Below are 20,588 nucleotides of genomic sequence, written 5' to 3' on the forward strand. Positions count from 1 at the left end.
ATCTTTACAGTAACATTATTTCTTAATCTCAAAACATTGTTGGTATGAAAAAGATCCTGGCGGCCCTGGTGCTGCTGGCGGCTGTGTTTACCTCCTGCGAAAAAGACGATAGCAAGGGAGGCACTTTTAAAGGCCCCGAAGTAAAATTACATGATGGCAAAGCGTGGACCTGGGTAAAACTTGACGATAAAGGCGATCCGCTGCAAATCGGCGTTACCATTACCGATGCGGCGTTTAACAGCGTACCCATGCCTAACGGCGAAATGCCCGGCCACGACCCCATGAACAGTTTTTCGCTGAAAGTACCTGCTAAAGCCAGCGTACTGCCATTCAAACACATTGGCCTGGACTGGAACCCCGCTGGTCACGAACCTCCCGGCATTTACGACAAGCCGCATTTCGACTATCACTTTTACATGATCAGCGAAGCGGAAAGACTGGCCATTCCAACTTATGACCAGGACAGCCTGAAGTTTAAGAACTCACCCGCTGCAGGCTACCTGCCGGCCAGCTACGTAAACTTTGGTGGTGGCGTACCACAAATGGGCGCGCACTGGGTGGACATCAATACGCCAGAGATCAAGCCGCCGTTCAACTTTACGGAAACGTTCTTCTACGGCAGCTACAATGGCAAAGTAACCTTCTACGAACCGATGATAACACATGACTTCATCAAAGGTGTGAACGGCGCGTTTCACCGCGACATTCCGCAACCCACGAAGTTTCAGCAAAGTGGCTATTATCCCACTAAATCATCTGTCATCAAAAAGAATGGTGTGATCGAAGTAATACTTGACGGTTTCGTTTACAAAACTGCTTCCTAGCAGTATAGCTCCCACTTACAATTACAAAGGGCCCGGTTTCGGGCCCTTTGTGTTATATGATCATTCTCGATTTTAGCTCCAGGTATTTGTTCACCAGGTCCACCGTTAAGTTGGCCGGCGTGCTGATGAGCGGCATGATGCCGTACTTCGACAACTCCCTTGCAATTACTTTCTTTTCATGCGTAAACTTCTGTGCGATGATCTGCGTATAAATTTCTTCGATGGAAAAAGCTTCGTTGGCGGTGAGCTTATGAATCTCCGTATTCTCAAAAAACACAACTAACAGCAGGTGATACCGCGCCAGCCTTCGCAGGTAAGGCAGCTGACGTTCCAGGTTGCTCAGCGATTCAAAGTTAGTGAACAGGATGAACAGGGAGCGCTGGGAGATAGAAGTGCGTAAAGTAACGGCGAGGCGTTCGTAGTCACTCTCCTGCCATTGCGTTTGCTGTGCGTACAGCATTTCCAGTATCTTATTAAGCTGCACCTTTTTGCTGTCTGCCGGCAGGATGTCGACCTTTTGTTCGGCGAATGCAACAATACCGGCCTTATCGCCTTTATTCAGCGCCACCTTGCTAAATATCAGCGAAGAGTTGATGGCATAGTCCAGCAACGTAAGTCCGTCGAAAGGCATTTTCATACTGCGGCCTTTATCGATGAGGCAGTAGATCTGTTGCGCCTTTTCTTCCATAAAGTTGTTCACCATCAGGTTGCCTCGGCGGGCAGTGGCCTTCCAGTTAATGGACCGCACATCATCGCCCTGCGCATATTCTTTGATGTGATCAAACTCCATGCTGTGACCGATGACGCGGCGGCTGTGCATACCGTGTTCGTCCAGCTTGTTATCAACGGCAAACAATTCATAGCTACGCAGCTGTTGGAACGCGGGGTACACTTTTACCGGTTGCTCCTTTTCAAACACCATACGGCGCCGCGCCAGGCCCATGTATCCATCTATAAAAACATTAATGGCACCAAACTCGTACACACCTCGTTCTGTAGGGCGCAGCGTATAGTCCAACACCTCTTTGGCGACATTCGGTTTACCCACCGGCTTTATCCGCACCTTTAGTTTGAAGTCGCGCTGCTGGAACTGGTAAGGCAATTCATCTATCACCGTAACGTTTACCGGCAACGGATAGGCGCTCGTAAGTTGTATTGTAACCTTGTTTTCGTCGCCGTTACTGAACCTTTCACTCGCTATTCTTGCCGCATGAAACGGTTTACGGCTGCTGAAAAGGAAAGCGATGTCCAGCAACACGGCCGCCAGCAGGAACCAGATGAGTCCTTTGGCGAACGGGAACACCGGTGGCACGAAGAAGCCGATGATCAGCAGCACGATAATTACCCCCACGGCCAGGTAAAACCGGTTACGGAAGAACAATGCCGCGTATAATTTTTTAAGCCACATGAGCGTGTTGGTTTAGCGTGGCACTTCCACGGATTTCAATATTTCTGCAATTACTTCGTCGGTGGATATACCTTCCATTTCACGCTCAGGCGTAAGCATAATACGGTGGCGCAGCACGTGTGGCAGCATGGTGACGATGTCGTCCGGCGTTACGAAGTCGCGGTTGTTGATGGCTGCGGTGGCCTTAGCGCAATTCATCACGGCAATAGATGCACGCGGCGAAGCGCCGAGGTACAGCGAAGCGTTCAGGCGCGTTTCATGCACCAGCGCTGCGATGTACTGGATCAGCTTTTCGTCGATGTGTACTTTACGCACCTGTGCCTGCAGTTCGCTTACCTGTGCAGCCGTCAGCACCCGATTTACCAGGTTGGCCACGCCATGTTCCACAGGCGTAATATGTGCAGCTTTCAGCATCGTTACCTCATCGGCCAGCTGCGGGTATTTCACTTCTATTTTGAAAAGGAAACGGTCCAGCTGCGCTTCCGGCAAACGATACGTTCCTTCCTGCTCGATCGGGTTTTGCGTAGCAATGACCATAAACGGCGTGTCCAGCATGCGTGTTGCCATCGTTGGTGATCTGCCTTTCTTCCATTACCTCGAACAGGGCAGATTGCGTTTTTGCAGGAGCACGGTTAATTTCGTCGATGAGGATGAGGTTGCCGAAAATAGGACCACGTTTATATTCGAACTCGCGGCTTTGCGGGTTAAATACAGAGGTACCCAGCACATCGGCGGGCATCATATCAGGCGTAAACTGGATACGCGAAAATTTAGCGTCGATCGTTTGGGCCAGCAGTTTGGAGGCCAGGGTTTTGGCCACACCCGGCACGCCTTCTATCAGTACGTGGCCGTTCGTGAGCAAACCAGTAATGAGCAGGTCTACCATCTGGTGCTGCCCCACCACCACTTTGCCTATTTCTTCCCTGATAGCAGCAACCGCGTTGTGCAGGGCAGAAAAATCAGTCGCGGGTTGAAATGTGTCAATGATTGCTCCTTCTTCCATCTAGTTAGTTTTTTGATAAAAATGGTAAACGCTTTTATAGAATGATGTAAGTTCCTGGTCTGATAAGCTGCTTGTCAGCCGCACATGATCGATCATACGAATGATGGTCGACACCTCCTCGATGCTGTGATTGGATTTTCGCGACAGGCGATGAATGAACTGCTCGTCCAGCACGCTTGTATTAAGGTTGTACTTGTTGCGCACATATTCCAAAAACTGCGTGCTCATTTTATGCGCCAGGTTCAGGTTATTATGATGCGAGAAGTACAGCGCGCCCAATGTTTTGACGAACTCCAGCGAGGTATTGGCCAACGGTGGTTTAACCGGTATGATGCGCTGCCGGCGTTTACTCTCGAACAGTACGAAAAGCAACAACAGCAACAAGGCGAGCATAAAGGCCCAGCGCATGGCGGGGTAACGCATCAATACACTCCAGTTAGAAAAATCTTCGGTCGGCCGCGACGTTTGATGTTTATAATATTCATCCCAGTAAAGCGTACTGATATCCTCCCGCATATACGCCATCATATGCTCCAGCGCATGGCGGTTGGTGCCGCGTGACAGGAAGTAGTTGGTGAATACATAGGGATTGAGACAAAGGAATAACTGGCCGTTACCGCGTGTAATACGTACAAAGTTTGGATCTCCGTTCGCGTTCAGTCCCAGCACGTTCGTTACTGCTGTATCCACGGCATCAAAGCTGCCGTTTGCCTGGCTGCCCGGGTAATAGAACTTCGAGGGTTTCAGTGAGCTGTTTACGAACTCCTCCGTTAACCCGTGCCCGCGCTCCCGCAAGCCGCCGTCTTTTATCGAAAAATTAAACGCATCCATAAAAGCGGAATCCACGTCGCTGGCGGCGATGAACAACTGATGGCCGGCTTCTACATACATTTTCATGGCTTCAACGTCCGCATCGGAAGTATACAGCCTGTTGGCCAGCAATACATAAGCCGTAGGCTCCACAGACTTCATGTGCGTGGCATTTTCGTAGGTACGGCTGAATGATTTGGTAACCGTCAGCAACGGGCCTTTGAATAGTCCGGGCAGCAGTTGATGTGCCATGTAACCGCCGTACACGTCTTTATTCCGGTAGGCGAGCGATAAAGGCCGTTCGCGGCGGTCCGTACCGGGCGTATCGCTACCCACGTAAGCCAGCGATGCCAGTAACAGCGAGCCGAGTAACACCGCCAGTCCGATAATGGTGAATATGATAACGTTCTTCTTCACTCGTTTACTTTAAGTCATTCTTAAATTCCGCAAACCGCACATTCAATTCATTAAACTGGTCTTGTCCAAGATCCACCTTGCCGTACCACACATACTCGTATGCCAGCGTTAGCATCGAAAACGGTTTGTGAAAGGTGGTACCGCGCAGTTCACGCATATAATCCGCGTTGGTCTTTTCGGCCAGGAGTACGATCAGTTCTTTATGTTGCAACAGATGTAAAGTGTGCAGGTATTGATAACGGACCGCCAGCCTGTAGTTGCCGTCGGCCATTGCCTGGCGGGCAGCACTTTCAAAATCATTTGGTAACACTTCCTCCGCAGGCCCCTGTTCCGGTTGCCAGGTGACGTTTTTTCTACCGCCGAAGCTGAAGCTGCCCGTCACCACCACCTGGTAAATACCAAAGAGCAACAGCACGCCCAGCAACCCCAACATCACGTAAAACAGGATGAGGGAATGTGCAAACACCCATAACATGAAGTCGTGCCATACGCCGGAGCGCGGCTTACGTGGCTTGGTAAGTGCGTCGTAGTTCAGCGATTTATCGGCCCTTAATTTATCCGACACCGATACAGAAGCTGAGCGGGGCGATAGGTGTTCCGGGCGGTTTACTTCGCCGTACGGTGAAGAGGTATCATACAAGTGGAACGATTCCTGGTCACGCAGGTATTGCTCCCAGGTTTGATAACTACGTTCTTCCTCTTCGTCAGATTCGCTTTCTTCGGACAGTGAATCTATATAAGCGTCCGCCGCCTGTTTGTTGCGTTCTTCAATTTCCTGCATGCTCTCTGTCATGATCAGGGCGCCGGTATCCAGCTGCTCCTGCGCATGCAACAGCGAAGGCATTAGCAACAGTGCGGTATAAAATATGTACTTCAAAAACTGCTTCATGCTATACTTTTACCCGTTGTGGTTTACCGTCGGCGTTCAGGCTAAAGCCGGCACGTTTCAGTTTAATGGGATAAATAATAAAGTACCAGACGATCAGTGCAAGCGAGCCGCCAAGTATAATAGCGCTCATCCAAATAGGCATAGACCGTGCATTACGGGTAATAAAACTCTCCAGGAAGGCGGCGGCGATAAAGATCGGCACCAGGGAAATGATAATTTTAATCCCATCGCGGGCGCCCCGTTTCAAAGAATCGACACGTTTGTGCGTACCGGGAAAAAGCAGGCTGTTACCCAATACTAGCCCGGCCGTACCGGCAATGACGATGGCCGATATTTCCAGCGTACCGTGGATCCAGATCGTGAGTACAGACTGCATTCCCAACCCCTTCGCGAAGAAGTAATATTGGAAAGAGCCGAGCATGATACCATTGGTCGTAAGCAACCAGAGCGTGCCGGCCGACAGGAAGATGCCGGCTATAAAGCAGTAGATCGCTACCTGGATATTGTTATAGGCGATGCGCACCCACATCAGCCATTCGTTTTCCGATCCGTACACCCCGAAAGGATCGCCGGCAGTAATGTTACGTTCCGTCATATTCACGTACTCGTCGCCCATTACGCCTCTTACAAAGGTTTCGTCATGCGCGGCGGAAAAGGCCGCGATAATGCAAAACAGCAGGAAGTAGCAAAACGTAAAAAGGAACAGGCGGTGATACCGGGCGAACAACAGCGGCAGCTCATATTGGAAAAAGCGCCGGATGCGGCCGGGCTGACTACGACTGCTGTAAATGCGGCGGTAAATAACGGCGGCCATGCTGTTAATATACTTAGCGGAGCTGTTACCGCTGTAAAACGTTTTCGCGTATGCCAGGTCGTCGAGCAGGGTGGTAAAACGTTCCGCCATCTCATCGGGGTCATCCGTGGGTTGCTCCTGGTAGCGTTTCCAGCGCTCCAGGTTTTTCTTAATAAAAAGGGATTCTCTCATGGCGACACAAAAATTTCAGGCTACAAGACTCCGAAATATAATATATTTAATTTTCAATTATTATGACATCCATTAAAATACCTACTGTTTTTAATATCGACCTCGAATTTGAGGCGGCGGATATGGGCAGGCGTTTGCTGGCCTATGGCATCGACGTGGCGATAAGGGTGGCTTATTATATGCTGATCGGTTTCCTGATCAGCCGGCTCATCGACGATTCGCTCCTTGCCACCCTGCTCGAATGGCTGATATTATGGATTCCTATCGCATTGTATTTCCCGTTAACGGAAATTACCATGAAAGGGCAAACGATCGGTAAAAAGATCATGCAGCTTCGCGTGGTGGGCATGTACGGCAATGATCCGTCGCTGAGTCAGCACTTTATCCGCTGGGTATTTCGTTTGATCGAGTCGCCGCTGGTGATCATGTTTGCAGGCATCATTATCGCTTATGGCGCTACTGACCTTGCCGGCGCTACCGCTATTATTTCCCTGCTGCTGTTTTTTACCCCGTTGATCGTGATCGCCCGCTCGGAGCTGAAACAGCGCATTGGTGATATTGCCGCCGGCACCATCGTTATCTCTGTTAAAGAAAAAGCTTCACTGAAGGATACGATCTTCCGCGAAATTAATGACGACCGCTATCAGCCTACTTTTACACAGATCCTGCGCCTGTCTGACAAAGACCTTAACAAAGTGCGCGAGCTGCTGGACCGGTCCCTCAAAACGAATGACCATGTACTGGCGGCCAGGGTTGCACAGCGTATCAAAGAAGTATTATCTATCGAAACAGATATGGAACCTATGCAGTTCCTTGAAACCTTGCTCAACGATTATAACTACCTGGTAACGCGGTCGGCATAAACAATACGCGTTTTATCCTCCAATAATATATACAATTTCATTAATGCAGAAATGAATTTTATCCCCCGCGACAGCCATCCATCCGATTAACTGGCCGGCGCTTGCGGAATAAGCCTTATTTTTAGTGCCATGTGCAGATTATCAAGGAGCGCAAAGAACGCCCTTACGGGCCTGCTACTTACGATGGCGGCTTTAACAGTGAACGGACAAACGGTTTTCCCGGAACAACTTAATTATGAATGCCTTTTTACGAGTGATAGTATTACCATAGATGGAAAAGGTAATGAGGCGACGTGGCGTAAAGCGCCGTGGACTGAGGATTTTGGCGATATAGAAGGCGCTAAAAAGCCGAAGCCCGTACTGCGCACCCGTGTTAAGATGTTATGGAACGACCGCTACCTTTTTGTTTTTGCAGAGATGCAGGAACCCGCCTTGCAGGCCAGTCTGCACCGGCGCGACACCATTATTTACCAGGACAATGACTTCGAAATTTTTATCGACCCTAACGGAGATACCCATCAATATTTCGAGATAGAAGTAAATGCACATAATACCATCATGGACCTGTTCATGGCCAAACCATACCGTAACGGCGGCAATGCGATGATCAATTGGGACGTGAAGGGCTTACACTCGGCGGTGCAGCTATACGGCACATTGAATCAACCTAATGATAGGGACAGCGCGTGGACGGTGGAGATGGCCATCCCTTTTTCGGCACTGGCCACTTATAAAGAGCGGGTACGTCCGCAGGAAAACACCCGTTGGCGCATCAACTTTTCGCGTGTGCAGTGGGACTGGGACGTGGTGAACGGGCAATACCAGAAGCGTAAAGGTGCAAATGGCCGGCCGTTACCCGAACATAACTGGGTATGGTCGCCGCAGGGTATTGTGGACATGCATGCACCGGAACGTTGGGGCAACCTGTGGTTTCGTAACACTGCCGGAGGAACAGCCGCACCGTCTGCCGAAGATGAAGCGGCGCGTCGGTTATTGTGGACTGTATATTACAAGCAGCAACAGTACCGCCGGCAGAAGGGAAGCTACGCTACCGCAACCGCGCAGCTGGAGCTTACGGGCAGCAAAGGCCTGAAACTGGAAGCTACATCGCGGCAATTTAATGCACGCGTGCAATCGGGCAACACCACCTGGATCATTGACCAGGAAGGCCGCATTACGATGGAGAACTAAATAAACGTTATGGATAAACGCAGCTTTCTGAAATCGCTGGGCCTTGGCAGCCTGGCCTTTGGCGCGGCCCCTGCGCGCAGCATTGCCCGTACTACTGTAACCGCTGCCCCTACGCGCATCTCGCACCGCGTGTGGATCAATCCAGATCATAAGGATAGGGACGCCGACATTCGGGAGCGGTATGCGGCTTATTTTAAGGCGGGCATTCGTGATTTGTTTTTCGAGGATGATAGCGAGGCACATTTCCGCATCGCCAAACAGCAGGGCATGAAGGCGCACCGCTGGATGTGGACGATGAACCAGGGCAACAAACAGCTGATGGCAACCCACCCGGAATGGTACGCCGTTAACCGGAAGGGCGAATCCTGCGTCAACCATCCACCCTATGTAAATTATTACCGGTGGCTTTGCCCCAGCAAACCGGAAGTGCTCGAACACTTAAAAACACAGGTAAACACCATTTTATCCCGTAAAGAAGTAGATGGATTTCACCTCGATTATATCCGCTACTGCGATGTGATACTGCCCGTTAACCTTTGGTCGAAGTATGGCATTGATCAATCGCGCGAGTTGCCGGAGTACGACTTCTGCTACTGTAATACCTGCCGGGAAAGCTATAAAAAACAAACCGGCCAGGACCCGCTGGACATGGAACATCCCGACCAAAGCCCGTCCTGGAGGCTGTTCCGCTACAAGCGCATCAACAACGTAGTTAACACACTCGCCGCGGTGGCGCATCAACATAAAAAACCGATTTCGGCTGCCGTATTTCCCACACCCGAAATTGCCAAACGCATCGTTCGGCAGGATTGGACCAACTGGGACCTGGATGCTGTTATGCCGATGATCTATCATGGCTTTTACCGCGAAAACGTAAGCTGGATAGGCGACGCCGTGCAGGAAGGCGTAAGTGCCCTGCATCGTAAGTTTCCGCTTTACGCAGGCCTGTTCCTGCCCGATTTCAACAACAATTACGACGACCTCGACCAGGCGGTAAAACTTTCCATCCGCAATGGGGCGGCCGGTGTTTCGATCTTTGGGCAGGTAACGCCGGAGGTGTTGAAAGTGCTATCGGCAAACCGGTAGGAACAGCGTCGTTATCTCTATAGGAAGATGTTACTCCCATATATAGTGGCTGCCGGTTTTATGTAAACCGGCAAGAACAGTATCTTTATCCTATTATGAAGATGTTACTCCCATGTATAGTGACTGTCAGTTTAATGGCAGCCTGTAAAAGCAAGCCCACGGCGCGGGACTTTCACGGCCTGAAAGGTTCTGTAAAGCAGTTTACCGAAAAAACATTTGAAGCACACTACCGGCAAAATAAATGGGAGAAGGGGGCCGCGGCCGAGAACCACTATCCGATCGCCTACTCCTTTAGGGAAGATGGCGAAGAGCTTTGGTACGAGATGTTTGACGGCGATGGCAAATTGTGGGTACGCTTCGTTTGTGAATATGACGAAAGTGGCAAGTTTACAGGCGGCAGGGCTTACGACGAAAAGAAAGAATTATCCGGTATTACTAAAGTAGACGCGTATACCCCGAACGGCATCGCCAGCGAACTTAGCACCTATATGACCAGCGGCAACGACATGTATAAGGAATGGACAGAATTTGATAAAAAACACAGGATGGTGCATACGCGGATCACACAAGGTACGGGCGAAGTCATTTCCGAATCGTGGCTGGTGTACAATGCCCAAGGGCACCCCGAAAAGAGAACAAATAGTTCGAACGGCAAGGAAAAAGTAACCTATACAAGCCGCTACCTTTCCTATGACAAAGCAGGCAACTGGACACAACGCATAGATGTGGGACCCGATACGTTGTTATACGAGCGAATTATTAGCTATTGGTAATAAAGAAGAAGGGCTACCGATACCGGCAGCCCTTCTTCTTTTATTTCGCTTTCATGAAAGAAACTGTTTTTGATTTATCACCGTGCCTTAACGTCAGGAAGTAAATACCCGACGGCAGGCTGCTGATATCGAGTACCTTTTCGTTGGCCCCGATAATGAGTTCCGTAAGATAAGTCATGCGCCTTTTACCGGAAAGATCAGTTACCTGTACCGTCCATGTACCGGCACCTGATTCTACCGCTACTTTCATTTTGATGTAGTTCGTAGCCGGGTTTGGCATCAGGTCGAAGGAGAGTAACACACCAGGACGTGTATCGATCACGCGGCAATCTACGCGGCGAATGGTTTTAGTCGTTGTGGCCACACAACCCTTGTCGTTGGTATATGTATAAGTGATGACCGTTGTACCTACACCCAGGTTAGCAAAGTTCCATTCGTTACCCGTAAACGTGCCTTCGCCGCTCCAGGCACCGCCGACTACATTGGCCGTGAGCGTCACCTTTCCATCTGCAATACAAACAGAATCGGCACTGGTAATCGTTACGGACGGCAATGCATTCACGGTTACCTGGTGGGCAACCGAAGCAGTACAACCGCCTGTTCCGGTAAGTGTATACGTAATCTGCACCGTACCTGCCGCCATGCCTGTTACCAGGCCGCTATTGCTGATGGTGGCTATCGCATTATTTGCGCTGCTCCAAACACCACCGGCGGTTGCATTCGCCAGCTGTATGCTGGAGCCGATACACACGTTATCGCCACCGGTGATTGCGCCTGCATTTACGGCGCTGTTTACCGTCATGGCAAATTCGGCAGTATTGCTGCAACCTGCTGCGTTAGCCACCGTATAACGGATCGTTGCCGTACCAGCCGCCACCCCGCTAACCATACCCAATGTATTCACATAGGCTGTATTAATATTACCGCTGCTCCAGATGCCGCCGGTTACGGAAGCCGTTAATTGGGTTTCACCACCTACGCACACATTGCCTGCACCACCGATCGTACCGGCGGTAGGTAATGCGCTAACCGTCACCGTTTGGGTACCGGTAGCGGTACAACCGCCTGTCGTTGCCACAGCGTAGCTGATCGTCGCCGTACCCGCTGTTACACCTGTAACCAGGCCATTCGCAACATTAGCGATAGCTGCATCAGAAGTAGTCCATGTGCCGCCTGCCACAGATGGGGTTAATTGAATCGCCGAGCCGATACATACTTTATCGCCACCGGCAAAGGTAATGGCTGCTGGTGCTGCGTTTACTCTCAGTGGATGCGTAACGCTGGCGGCACAATTGTTTGCATTCGTGAACGTATAGGTAATTACGGCATCCCCTGCGGAAATACCAGTTACTACGCCCGTTGCACTCACCGTGACAATACCTGGCTGGTCGACCGTCCAGGTGCCGCCGGCAGTACTGTTTGTAAGGGTAGCGGTACCACCGGTACAAAGAATGTTCGTGCCTACGATGCCACTTAATACAGGCACTGCGCGCACGCTTACCGGCAGTTGCGAAGTACCGGTACAACCGTTGCTCGTAACCGTGTATACGATATTCACGCTGCCTTCAGCTACGCCGGTCAACAGGCCATTATTGATCGTAGCGATCGATGTATTGTCACTCAGCCAGCTGCCGCCGCTTACACTGCTCGTTAAATTCAAGCTTCCGTTTACACACACGTTGCTGCCACCGCTGATAGTGCCGGCCGCCGGAAGAGCATTCACCGTTACGGTAATTTGCTGGCTTGCCGTACAACCGGATGCATTTGTTACGGTGTAAGTGATAACGGCCGTACCCGCGCTAATACCGCTTACTACGCCGTTGCTCACCTGTGCCACGGCGGTATTGCCACTGCTCCAAACACCACCTGCCAGGCTATTCGCCAGGATGGTGGAAGCACCGCTGCAAACAGTCGTTGTGCCGGTAATGGCAGGAACGATAGGGTTGGCGTTTACAGTAACAGTAGTCGAAGTACTGTTTGTACAGCCTGCGCTGGTAACAGTATAGGTAATGGTTTCCGCACCGGAAGCCAGTCCGGTTACAACACCGGTTGCAGCATCAATGCCCGCAAAGCCTCCGTTGCCGGTAGACCATACCCCGCCGCTTACGCTGCTCGTCAGGTTCAACGTATTGTTCACACAAACGCTGTTACCGCCACTGATGGTGCCGGGTGCAGGTTTGCCTTTAACAGTTACATTATAGGCGGTGCTGTTACCGCATCCATCTGCTGAAACAATATTGTATATGATAGCGGTCGTACCTGCACTTATGCCGGTCACTATGCCAGTAGCGGCATCCACAGTGGCAATAGCGGTGTTGGCGCTGCTCCAGCTACCAGTGCCGCTGCCATTCAGGGTGATGCTGCCGCCTTCGCAAACTTCCGTAGCACCGGTCACTACGGGTGCTGCCGGTTTAGCATTTACCTGTACCGCATCGCTGTAAGAGCCGGAGCAACCTGTCGCCACGGTAAGTGTATATGTAATATTGGCAATGCCCGCGCTAATGCCGGTCACTACGCCTGTGCTGGCATCTACGTCAGCGATGGCTGCATTGTCGGTGGACCATACGCCGCCTGTTCTCGTATTATCTAAATCTAATGTGCTGCCTTCGCATACTCCGCGACCGCCGGTAAAGGCAGGTACGGTTACAGACGCGGCTACCTCTACATCCAGCGTACGGCTGCCCACGCAGCCATTTGCGTTTGTAATGTTATAAGTAATTGTGCTTACACCTGCTGCAATACCAGAAATTTCGCCGGTAGTCGCATTCACATTTACGATTGCTGGATCGCTGGTAGTCCAGGCACCGCCCGCAGTTGCGTTAGTGAGCGTAGCGCTGGTGCCGATACACAAGGTGTTGCTGCCGGAAATTGGCAGTAAGGCTGGCAGTGCATTAACGGTTACCACGTAGGTAGCCGAAGCGGTACAACCATTTGCGTTAGACACGGTGTAAGTGATAGTAGCCGCACCTGCAGCGATACCCGTTACCTCGCCGGTAGTGGCATTTACTTCGGCAATCGCTTCATCGCTGCTACTCCAGGCACCACCTGTAGTAGCGTTTGAAAGAATAACATTGCTATTCACACACATACTGTTAGCACCGGTGATGGCAGCCACTGTCGCAGCCGGGTTTACGGTAATATTATATGTGCCGGCATTAGAACATCCTGCACCATCAGTTATAGCATAAGTAATGACAGCGTTACCGTCGGCAATGCCATTCACTACACCGGTTGATGCATGAATGGTAGCAACCGCAGCATCGTTAACAGACCATACACCGCCGGTGGTAACACTGGCCAGTGTGATTTGTTCGTTTTCGCAAACCGCTGTGCTGCCGGTGATGACAGGCACCGCAGGCAATGCGTGTACCGTTATGTCGAAGTTCGCCGTGCCGGAGCAGCCGCTCGCATCGGCGACTGCATAAACGATCGTAGCTGTGCCGGCTGCAACGGAGGTTACCACACCGTTAGTTACCGTAGCTACGTTGATATCACTGCTGCTCCAGGTACCACCAGGTGTCGGGTTCGCCAACGTAGTAGAGGCACCTACGCAGATATCACTCGTACCAGTAGTTGGACTGATCACGCCCGGCGTATTTACATTCAACTGGTGCGTAGCCACGGTTGTACAACCATTTGCAGTCACATTATAGGAAATGACCACGGCGCCTCCGGCAACACCTGTTACCAGGCCGCCCGCATCCACCGTTGCTATATTTATATCACTGCTGCTCCACACGCCACCAGGGGTAGCGTTTGCCAGTTGGGTGGTCGCATTGCCGCAAACGGTCGCGTCGCCGGTGATGGCAGCTACCACTGGGGCAGGCTTCACCGTTACATCTACCGGGTTGCTGACTACCGGGCAACCATTGTAAAGTCCCCCTACCACCACCTGCACATCGCTGGCAGGCGCATAACTAAGGGCGTTGGCTGCGGTGCTTTGTAATACGGTAGCACCAGATGTAAACTGGAACGCCGGGTAAGCAAAGCCGGAAGTAGCGGTGAAAGTAACCGGTGTACCTGCACATACTTCTGTAGCAGAAGCGGCGAGTGTTACGGGCAATCCGTCCACTATGGCTTCAATGCCCGGGGTAACGGTTAAAGTAGTAACCGGAATGATGGGCGCACCACTGGGGTGGATCGTATAAAAGGGTTGATACTGTACATTCACCGTAGCATAGGCGCTGAGTGGTAATATGCCGCTGCCGGTTACTTCCTGGGCAATGCCCAGGTAAAATTCTTCCCCTGCCGGCAATTGTGTCGGTGCAAGAAATTCAAAACTTTTCACGGTACCAAGATCACTGGACGCAAGTGTGACTGGATCCGTACGGTCGAGCTCAACGCCATCCTTATCGATCAGCACACCGTACAGGGTGGTGCCGGGTGCGCTGGCATGTGACGACAGGCGAAGATTTAAGCCTTTTACCAGGACGGGGGTAACAGGCGGTGCCACAAACTTGAGGGCAACAGTACCATTACCAGCACCATAACCGATCGGCGATGGCGTCGTCAGCTCCTCGTAGTAGCGCATGCGGGAACAGTCAACCTGCTGCGTAACAGATTTACTGTTGTTCGCGTTATTATCGTCGCCCGGCAAAGTAGCTGTTATGGTTTGTGTGCCGCTTACATTCGTGGGCAGTGCGTTAAAATTTAGTACCACTGATTGCCCGGCCTGCAGTAGCGGGATGGCCTGGGTTTCGCTGTAAGGGTTGGCGCCCGTTACAGTAATGGTAACCGGCACGGCCGTACGGTCCTGGCTGCCGCGGTTCTGTACTTCTACGCGAATGCCGTTACCAGGGTACATGAATTTATTTTCGATAGAACGATTCAGTCGCAGACTCGCGATGCTTGCCTCGTTCGTATACGGGTTCTGATAAGCAAATATCAGCTGCGGACGAATATTGGTCGTGCTGGTTAATATAGCCGGAGGCGTTGTGGTGTTACTGGCTTCATTCTTTAAACTGGAGTTCAGGCTGTTGTTTACCTGGTATGCAGCAGGTGAACTGGCGAAGGTACTGCCCACATATTCGTAGGCCACGTATAAACCGCCTCCATTATACTGGAAAGGCGTGCCGAATTGAAAGAACGCCTCCGTAGCAGTACCTGCCGGTATGGTGTAGGCACCGGAATAAGCTTCGCTCATGCCATTGATTACATCCGTCCAGGTACTGGTTTTTTGGTTGGTAGCGTCCGTGGTATTTTGCAGGTAAAACTTAAGGGTACCGTTAGCGGCAACATTGGCGCCGTTACGATAAAAGAAGCTGGCCCTGGTGAGCGGCGTGTTAGCCGGGATGTTCGCCAGTTCGGCAGCAGTGAGTATCATCACACCACGGAAGGAACGATGGTCGGTGGTGCCGTTAGGACCGCGATTCGTATTATAATCACTGGTAGCGGCCGGCACGCGTTCTGTCAGCTCGGCCTGTGCAAATACCTGCGAACAGGCAACCAGTATGATGATCAGTAGTAAAAATTTCCTCATCGGCTTCCTTTTTGGTTCATAACTTGGAATGATACTGATCCCGGAACACCCGGGTAAAAACACCGCAACGAGGCGGAGAATAATACTATACAGTGCATAGGTTTATTATGAGTCACGAATATGATAAATTGCTGGACGCACCTTTCCCGGCACGACCGGAGGTCTGGCATAGTTACGGTTAAAATAATCCGTTTGGGGAGCTTGGATGTGCAGGGAAAGCCGTTAATAATCAAGGCTTTTCATAAACAATAATTCACAAAATTAACACTAATTTGATGCATTACCCCTATTTTACAGGGGTATTTTGCAAGCCGCTGATCACCAAAATGTTACCGGGCCTGCCGAACAGACTGGTACGCCACTGCGATAAGATCACCGGACAGGGCCACCTGTTACCCATTTATGGCATAAATCGTAATTTCACCGCTATGCACAATTTACTCCTACTGGAAGACGATGCCAACCTGGCCGCCGACATCAAGGCGCAGCTGGAGCGCGAAGCGTTTCATGTGGAAGTGCGGTTCGACGGGTTGATGGCGGAAAAGACGGCCCTCCGGCAAACGTTCGACTGCATCATTCTCGATATTAACGTACCCGGCAAAAATGGCTACGAGGTGTGCCGCGCCATCCGCCAGGAAGGTATTACTACGCCGGTAATCATGCTTACCGCCTTCGGCGAGGTGGAAGATAAGCTGGACGGCTTTGACAGTGGGGCAGACGATTATCTTACCAAACCTTTTTATTTCCGCGAACTGCTCGCCCGCATTAAAGCCCTGCTCAAACGGGGCGGACAGGCGAATGGGGCAACGGGCATCGTATCCATCGATACGCTGGAAATTGACATAAGCAAGAAACAGGTAAGCCGCGCCGGACAAGTGATTCACCTCACAGGGCGGGAGTTTAACATTCTCTCGATGCTGGCAGCAGCGCCCGGGCAGCCCGTTTCCAAAAAAGAGCTGATCAGTGCGATATGGGGCACATCGGTGGAAGTGAATACCAATACCATTGAGGTGTTCATTAATTCACTTCGCAACAAAATCGATAAAAACCAGCCGGTAAAATTGATCCATACCCGCTTTGGGTTTGGGTATTACATCAGCACAGCGCCTTATGAAGCTTCGTAAAAAGATACTCCGCTCGTTTTCTTTCTTCTTTATACTGATCCTGGGATTCACCCTGGGAAGTGTGTACTATATTTCATCGATCAACCGCCAGCAGGGGTTTTACGAACGCATCAAAGATCTTAACATCACCGTATTAAAGCTACTTTCCACCGCAGAACGTATCGACAAAAGCCTGATCGATAATTTCGACGAAACGACGATCTATACACTGCACGACGAAAAAATATTACTCTTCGACAGTACCGGCAAAAATATCTATACCAGTATCGACGATGCCAAAATCCCTTATGCACGCGGCCTGCTGCGAGAGCTGCGCGACAATCACAGAAATGAGATCACACAAAGTGAAGGTAAGTTTGATATTGTCGCTCATACGATCTATCACAACGGGAAAAAATATTTTGCCATCGGCAAGGCGTACGATAAGGCAGGGCGCGATAACCTGCACTTCCTGGCCTGGCTGCTCATCATCATTTTCATTATCTCACTTTCGCTTTCGTTTTTCGTCACTTTGTTTTTATCAAAACAGATCACGCAGCCCATTACGCTGCTTACCCGTCAGGTAGACCGCATATCCGCCACCAACCTGGAGAAGGTGGCGGTGCCTGCCAGTACCGACGAAATAGCTTCGCTGGCAACCGGCTTCAACAACATGTTAAGCCGGGTGGACGAATCTTTCACTTACCAGAAGAATTTTATCCAGCACGTATCGCACGAATTAAAGAATCCCATTGCTGTATTGATCGCCAATATTGAACGGGGGCTGCACGACGATTCGCCGGAGGTACGCAAACAAAGTCTTGAGTTTCAAAAAGAAGGGCTGATGCAGATTGCTGGTGTGATCAATACCCTCATCGCCATTTCGCGCTACGATACCGATACCCCGCAAAAGTTTACCGACACCGTGCATATAGACGAGCTGCTGTTCGAGTGTACAGACGAATTGCAGGTTATTTATCCGCAGAGTCGCTTTGGCTTTAACACGGCCGACAGCATTCAAAGTACCGACGATATGGAAGTGCGCGGCGACGCACGTATGCTGAAGCTTGCCTTCTACAATCTGCTTAAAAACGCCACCGAATACGCCGCCGACGGGGCTGCATCCATGGAAGTAAGCAGGGAAGACGACTGGCTGCAACTGCGTATTTTGAATGATGGAGAAACCATCCCGAAAGAGGAACAAGCGTTCCTGTTCGGCTACTTCTTCAGGGGCAGCAATAGCCGTAATAAAAGCGGCATTGGCCTGGGACTGGTGATGTGCGCCCGTATTTTTCGGCTGCATGGCGCCACTGTTACCTATAGCATCGCCGAAGGTCGCAATTGTTTTACCCTCCGTTTGCCATCTTAAGCACATCTTTATTTCTCTTAAGGAGATCTTAAGTCCCTTCTTGCCAATATTGTGGCATGAAATATTTGCCGTATATCCTGTTGCTGGCAACTTCTTTCTCCGCGAAAGCCCAACAGCCACTTTCTATTACGCCAGACCAGGCCGACAGCCTGTTTCTGCAACAAAACCTGTTGCTGCTGGCAGAACAATATAACATCGATGCACAGGATGCACTCATCCTGCAAGCTAAAGCTTATCCCAATCCACAGTTCTCGGCCGAACTGCACACCTGGGATACCGATAACCGTAAAGCCTTTTTGCTCGGTTACAATGGTGAAAAAGTATTTGCTTTCGAACAATTACTGGTGCTCGGCGGTAAACGCAAAACCGCTGTCGCCATTGCCAAACAACATAAAGAACTGGCGAAGGCCGAGCTGGGCGAATTGCTCCGTAGCCTGCGCCAGCAACTGCATAATAGCCTGCTATCCCTTTACCAGCAGCAAAACGTAATCGCGCATTACGACCACCAGCTGAAAGCGCTGGATACCCTCATTACCCGTTTTAGTGAACAGGCAGCCAAAGGCAACCTGCCATTGCAGGAAGTGGTGCGACTGAAATCTGTTTACCTGAAAATTAATAACGATCGCTCGGAGATGGCGGCGGAAGAAGTGGAAGCGTTGAAGAACCTGCAACTGCTGTTACAAACAGACGCGCAGGTGCGGCCCGTCATCTCCGACGAAACGTTCGACCGGTTACTGAAATTATCGGACACCAGCCAGCTTTACCGCCTGGCTATCGAAAACCGCCCGGATGTACAGCTGGCCCGCGGCCAACAGGCGCTTTCGCAATTGCAGCTGAGCCTGGAAAAAAGGCAGCGTGTACCGGATGTAAACTTCACCGTGAGTTACGACCAGCAGGGCAACGCCTGGCGCAACCAGTACATGACGGGCATCGGCATTCCTTTACCGCTGTGGGACAGGAACCGTGGCAACATCCGTGCAGCAGAAGCCGGCACAAAGGCCACCGCACTTTATAGCCGCCAGAAAGAAACTTCAGTAAGAGCCGAAGTATTTGCCGCCTGGCAGGACATGCAGCGTACCATGAAGGCGTATACGAACGTGAAGCAGCTTTACACCAACGACTTCGACACCGTGTTACAAGGCATTAACAGCAACTTCCTGCGCCGCAATATTACCATCCTGGAGTTTGTGGACTTCCTCGAATCGTACAACGAATCGCTGACCGCCTTTGAAGAAGTGAAAAATCAGCTCGCGGCGGCGGCAGAACAAATCAATTTCGTGACCGCAACTAATGTTTACTAAGATACTATGAAGCATTTCTTATATGCCCCGCTGCTCGTCCTCCTCGCCAGCAGCTGCCAGCCGGGCACAAAACACGAGGAACGCAACTGGAGCTTTTCGCTGAGCGACAGCATGATGGCACGCTGCGAGTTCGCCAAAGCCCAAACGTCCGACGTGCGTAATGAACTGAAATTATTCGGCAAAGTCGCCGCTGATAATAATCGCCTCGCACAGGTATATCCCTTAGTAGGTGGTAATGTGATGAAGATTAACGTGGAACTGGGTGACTATGTAAAACAAGGCCAGGTGCTGGCCGTGGTGCGAAGTGGTGAAGTGGCCGACTTCCAGCGCCAGCAGCTGGATGCCAATGCCGATGTGGCCCTGGCGGAAAAGAACTACCAGGTAGCGCAGGAACTGTACGAGGGTAAACTCAATTCAGAAAAGGATGTAACCGCTGCCGCCCGTGAGCTGGAGAAAGCGAAGGCCGAACAGGACCGAATCAACGAGATCTACCATATCTACAGCCTCAAAAATGGTTCTACGATAAACATCACCGCACCTAACAGCGGGTTTATCGTATCCAAAAATATTAACCAGAACGAGCAGCTGCGCAGCGATAAAACAGATGCCCTGTTCTCCATCGCGCAAATTGACGAAGTGTGGGTGCTGGCTAATGTGAACGAGTCGGACATATCGCGGGTGGCCGTGGGCTATGAGGCCGACATCAACACGATGAGTTACGGCAATCAGACCTTCCATGGTAAGGTAGACCGCATCTTTAACGCGATCGATCCGGATACGAAGGCGATGAAGGTATTGATCCGCATCCCGAATAAAGACCTGTTGCTGAAACCGGAAATGAGCGCCACCGTCACCCTGCGCTTCTCCGAAAACAAAAAGCTGGTGGCCGTACCGGCATCCGCAGTGATTTTCGATAAGAGTAAGAACTGGACGATGGTTTTTAAAGACCGGAACAACATAGAAACAAGGCAGGTAAGAGTGTATAGCCAGGTAGGCGATGTCGCCTACATCTCCGAAGGCCTGCAGGAAAATGAGCAAGTGATCTCTAAAAACGGGATCATGGTATATGACGCATTAAACGATTGAT

General features: G+C 50.9%; 15 protein-coding genes and 1 pseudogene. 9 read left to right on the forward strand and 7 right to left on the reverse strand.

Annotated features, from left to right (window positions below):
* Positions 1-44: 44 nt before the first annotated feature.
* Complete coding sequence (locus MKQ68_RS21235; RefSeq protein WP_264280849.1) at positions 45-824, forward strand: DUF5602 domain-containing protein; 780 nt, start codon at positions 45-47, stop codon at positions 822-824.
* Positions 825-876: 52 nt separating this feature from the next.
* On the opposite strand, the gene MKQ68_RS21240 is transcribed toward MKQ68_RS21235, so the two are convergent.
* The 6 genes and pseudogenes from MKQ68_RS21240 to MKQ68_RS21265 all read right to left on the reverse strand — a co-directional run bounded on the left by MKQ68_RS21240 (position 877) and on the right by MKQ68_RS21265 (position 6,336).
* Positions 877-2,232 carry a DUF58 domain-containing protein gene (locus tag MKQ68_RS21240; protein ID WP_264280850.1) on the reverse strand — a complete coding sequence of 452 codons (1,356 nt, stop codon included), beginning with the start codon at positions 2,230-2,232 and terminating at the stop codon, positions 877-879.
* A 12-nt stretch (positions 2,233-2,244) separates the two neighbouring features.
* Entirely contained in the window at positions 2,245-2,679 is a 435-nt protein-coding gene (locus MKQ68_RS21245; RefSeq protein ID WP_432803751.1) for an AAA family ATPase, read from the reverse strand.
* A 69-nt stretch (positions 2,680-2,748) separates the two neighbouring features.
* Positions 2,749-3,235, reverse strand: a pseudogene (locus MKQ68_RS21250) (AAA family ATPase); the annotation flags it as partial.
* The gene (locus MKQ68_RS21255) at positions 3,236-4,462 is read right to left on the reverse strand and encodes a DUF4350 domain-containing protein (protein WP_264280851.1); all 1,227 of its coding nucleotides are present in this window, start codon (positions 4,460-4,462) and stop codon (positions 3,236-3,238) included.
* Between the two features lie 4 nt (positions 4,463-4,466).
* On the reverse strand, positions 4,467-5,351 hold the full coding sequence (locus MKQ68_RS21260; protein WP_244836128.1) for a hypothetical protein: 885 nt from the start codon (positions 5,349-5,351) through the stop codon (positions 4,467-4,469).
* A 1-nt stretch (position 5,352) separates the two neighbouring features.
* Entirely contained in the window at positions 5,353-6,336 is a 984-nt protein-coding gene (locus MKQ68_RS21265) for a stage II sporulation protein M (protein WP_264280852.1), read from the reverse strand.
* Positions 6,337-6,398: 62 nt separating this feature from the next.
* Here MKQ68_RS21265 and MKQ68_RS21270 point away from each other — a divergent pair, with 62 nt between their 5' ends.
* From MKQ68_RS21270 to MKQ68_RS21285, 4 genes are all read left to right on the forward strand, one after another.
* Positions 6,399-7,199 carry an RDD family protein gene (locus tag MKQ68_RS21270; RefSeq protein WP_244836131.1) on the forward strand — a complete coding sequence of 267 codons (801 nt, stop codon included), beginning with the start codon at positions 6,399-6,401 and terminating at the stop codon, positions 7,197-7,199.
* A gap of 129 nt (positions 7,200-7,328) precedes the next feature.
* On the forward strand, positions 7,329-8,390 hold the full coding sequence (locus MKQ68_RS21275; RefSeq protein WP_264280853.1) for a carbohydrate-binding family 9-like protein: 1,062 nt from the start codon (positions 7,329-7,331) through the stop codon (positions 8,388-8,390).
* 9 nt (positions 8,391-8,399) lie between these two features.
* A complete protein-coding gene (locus MKQ68_RS21280; RefSeq protein ID WP_264280854.1) occupies positions 8,400-9,476 on the forward strand; it encodes a glycoside hydrolase family protein in 1,077 nt (358 codons plus the stop codon).
* 95 nt (positions 9,477-9,571) lie between these two features.
* On the forward strand, positions 9,572-10,249 hold the full coding sequence (locus tag MKQ68_RS21285; protein WP_264280855.1) for a hypothetical protein: 678 nt from the start codon (positions 9,572-9,574) through the stop codon (positions 10,247-10,249).
* Between the two features lie 40 nt (positions 10,250-10,289).
* Here the strand turns inward: MKQ68_RS21285 and MKQ68_RS21290 are convergent, their stop codons facing one another.
* Positions 10,290-15,728, reverse strand: a complete 5,439-nt coding sequence (locus MKQ68_RS21290; RefSeq protein WP_264280856.1) for an Ig-like domain-containing protein — start codon at positions 15,726-15,728, stop codon at positions 10,290-10,292.
* 428 nt (positions 15,729-16,156) lie between these two features.
* Here MKQ68_RS21290 and MKQ68_RS21295 point away from each other — a divergent pair, with 428 nt between their 5' ends.
* From MKQ68_RS21295 to MKQ68_RS21310, 4 genes are read left to right on the forward strand one after another with little or no spacing between them, the layout of a single operon-like run.
* Entirely contained in the window at positions 16,157-16,852 is a 696-nt protein-coding gene (locus MKQ68_RS21295; RefSeq protein ID WP_264280857.1) for a response regulator transcription factor, read from the forward strand.
* Positions 16,839-18,200, forward strand: coding sequence for a sensor histidine kinase (locus tag MKQ68_RS21300; RefSeq protein WP_264280858.1), 1,362 nt, complete (start codon positions 16,839-16,841; stop codon positions 18,198-18,200). Before MKQ68_RS21295 ends, MKQ68_RS21300 begins: the two co-directional genes overlap by 14 nt.
* A 56-nt stretch (positions 18,201-18,256) precedes the next feature.
* Positions 18,257-19,501, forward strand: coding sequence for a TolC family protein (locus MKQ68_RS21305; protein WP_264280859.1), 1,245 nt, complete (start codon positions 18,257-18,259; stop codon positions 19,499-19,501).
* A 6-nt stretch (positions 19,502-19,507) separates the two neighbouring features.
* Positions 19,508-20,587 (forward strand): efflux RND transporter periplasmic adaptor subunit, encoded by a 1,080-nt coding sequence (locus MKQ68_RS21310; protein WP_264280860.1) that lies wholly within the window; start codon positions 19,508-19,510, stop codon positions 20,585-20,587.
* The last annotated feature ends 1 nt before the right edge of the window (position 20,588 follow it).

It is taken from the genome of Chitinophaga horti (genome assembly GCF_022867795.2).
GTDB lineage: Bacteria > Bacteroidota > Bacteroidia > Chitinophagales > Chitinophagaceae > Chitinophaga > Chitinophaga horti.

What these genes read in the sequence shown, in the direction of transcription:
- MKQ68_RS21260 (WP_244836128.1), bottom strand. Translation starts at nt 5,351, where the DNA reads ATGAAGCAGTTTTTGAAGTACATATTTTATACCGCACTGTTGCTAATG.
- MKQ68_RS21295 (WP_264280857.1), top strand. Translation starts at nt 16,157, where the DNA reads ATGCACAATTTACTCCTACTGGAAGACGATGCCAACCTGGCCGCCGAC.
- MKQ68_RS21300 (WP_264280858.1), top strand. Translation starts at nt 16,839, where the DNA reads ATGAAGCTTCGTAAAAAGATACTCCGCTCGTTTTCTTTCTTCTTTATA.
- MKQ68_RS21285 (WP_264280855.1), top strand. Translation starts at nt 9,572, where the DNA reads ATGAAGATGTTACTCCCATGTATAGTGACTGTCAGTTTAATGGCAGCC.
- MKQ68_RS21305 (WP_264280859.1), top strand. Translation starts at nt 18,257, where the DNA reads ATGAAATATTTGCCGTATATCCTGTTGCTGGCAACTTCTTTCTCCGCG.
- MKQ68_RS21240 (WP_264280850.1), bottom strand. Translation starts at nt 2,232, where the DNA reads ATGTGGCTTAAAAAATTATACGCGGCATTGTTCTTCCGTAACCGGTTT.
- MKQ68_RS21270 (WP_244836131.1), top strand. Translation starts at nt 6,399, where the DNA reads ATGACATCCATTAAAATACCTACTGTTTTTAATATCGACCTCGAATTT.
- MKQ68_RS21235 (WP_264280849.1), top strand. Translation starts at nt 45, where the DNA reads ATGAAAAAGATCCTGGCGGCCCTGGTGCTGCTGGCGGCTGTGTTTACC.
- MKQ68_RS21265 (WP_264280852.1), bottom strand. Translation starts at nt 6,336, where the DNA reads ATGAGAGAATCCCTTTTTATTAAGAAAAACCTGGAGCGCTGGAAACGC.
- MKQ68_RS21290 (WP_264280856.1), bottom strand. Translation starts at nt 15,728, where the DNA reads ATGAGGAAATTTTTACTACTGATCATCATACTGGTTGCCTGTTCGCAG.
- MKQ68_RS21275 (WP_264280853.1), top strand. Translation starts at nt 7,329, where the DNA reads ATGTGCAGATTATCAAGGAGCGCAAAGAACGCCCTTACGGGCCTGCTA.
- MKQ68_RS21310 (WP_264280860.1), top strand. Translation starts at nt 19,508, where the DNA reads ATGAAGCATTTCTTATATGCCCCGCTGCTCGTCCTCCTCGCCAGCAGC.
- MKQ68_RS21280 (WP_264280854.1), top strand. Translation starts at nt 8,400, where the DNA reads ATGGATAAACGCAGCTTTCTGAAATCGCTGGGCCTTGGCAGCCTGGCC.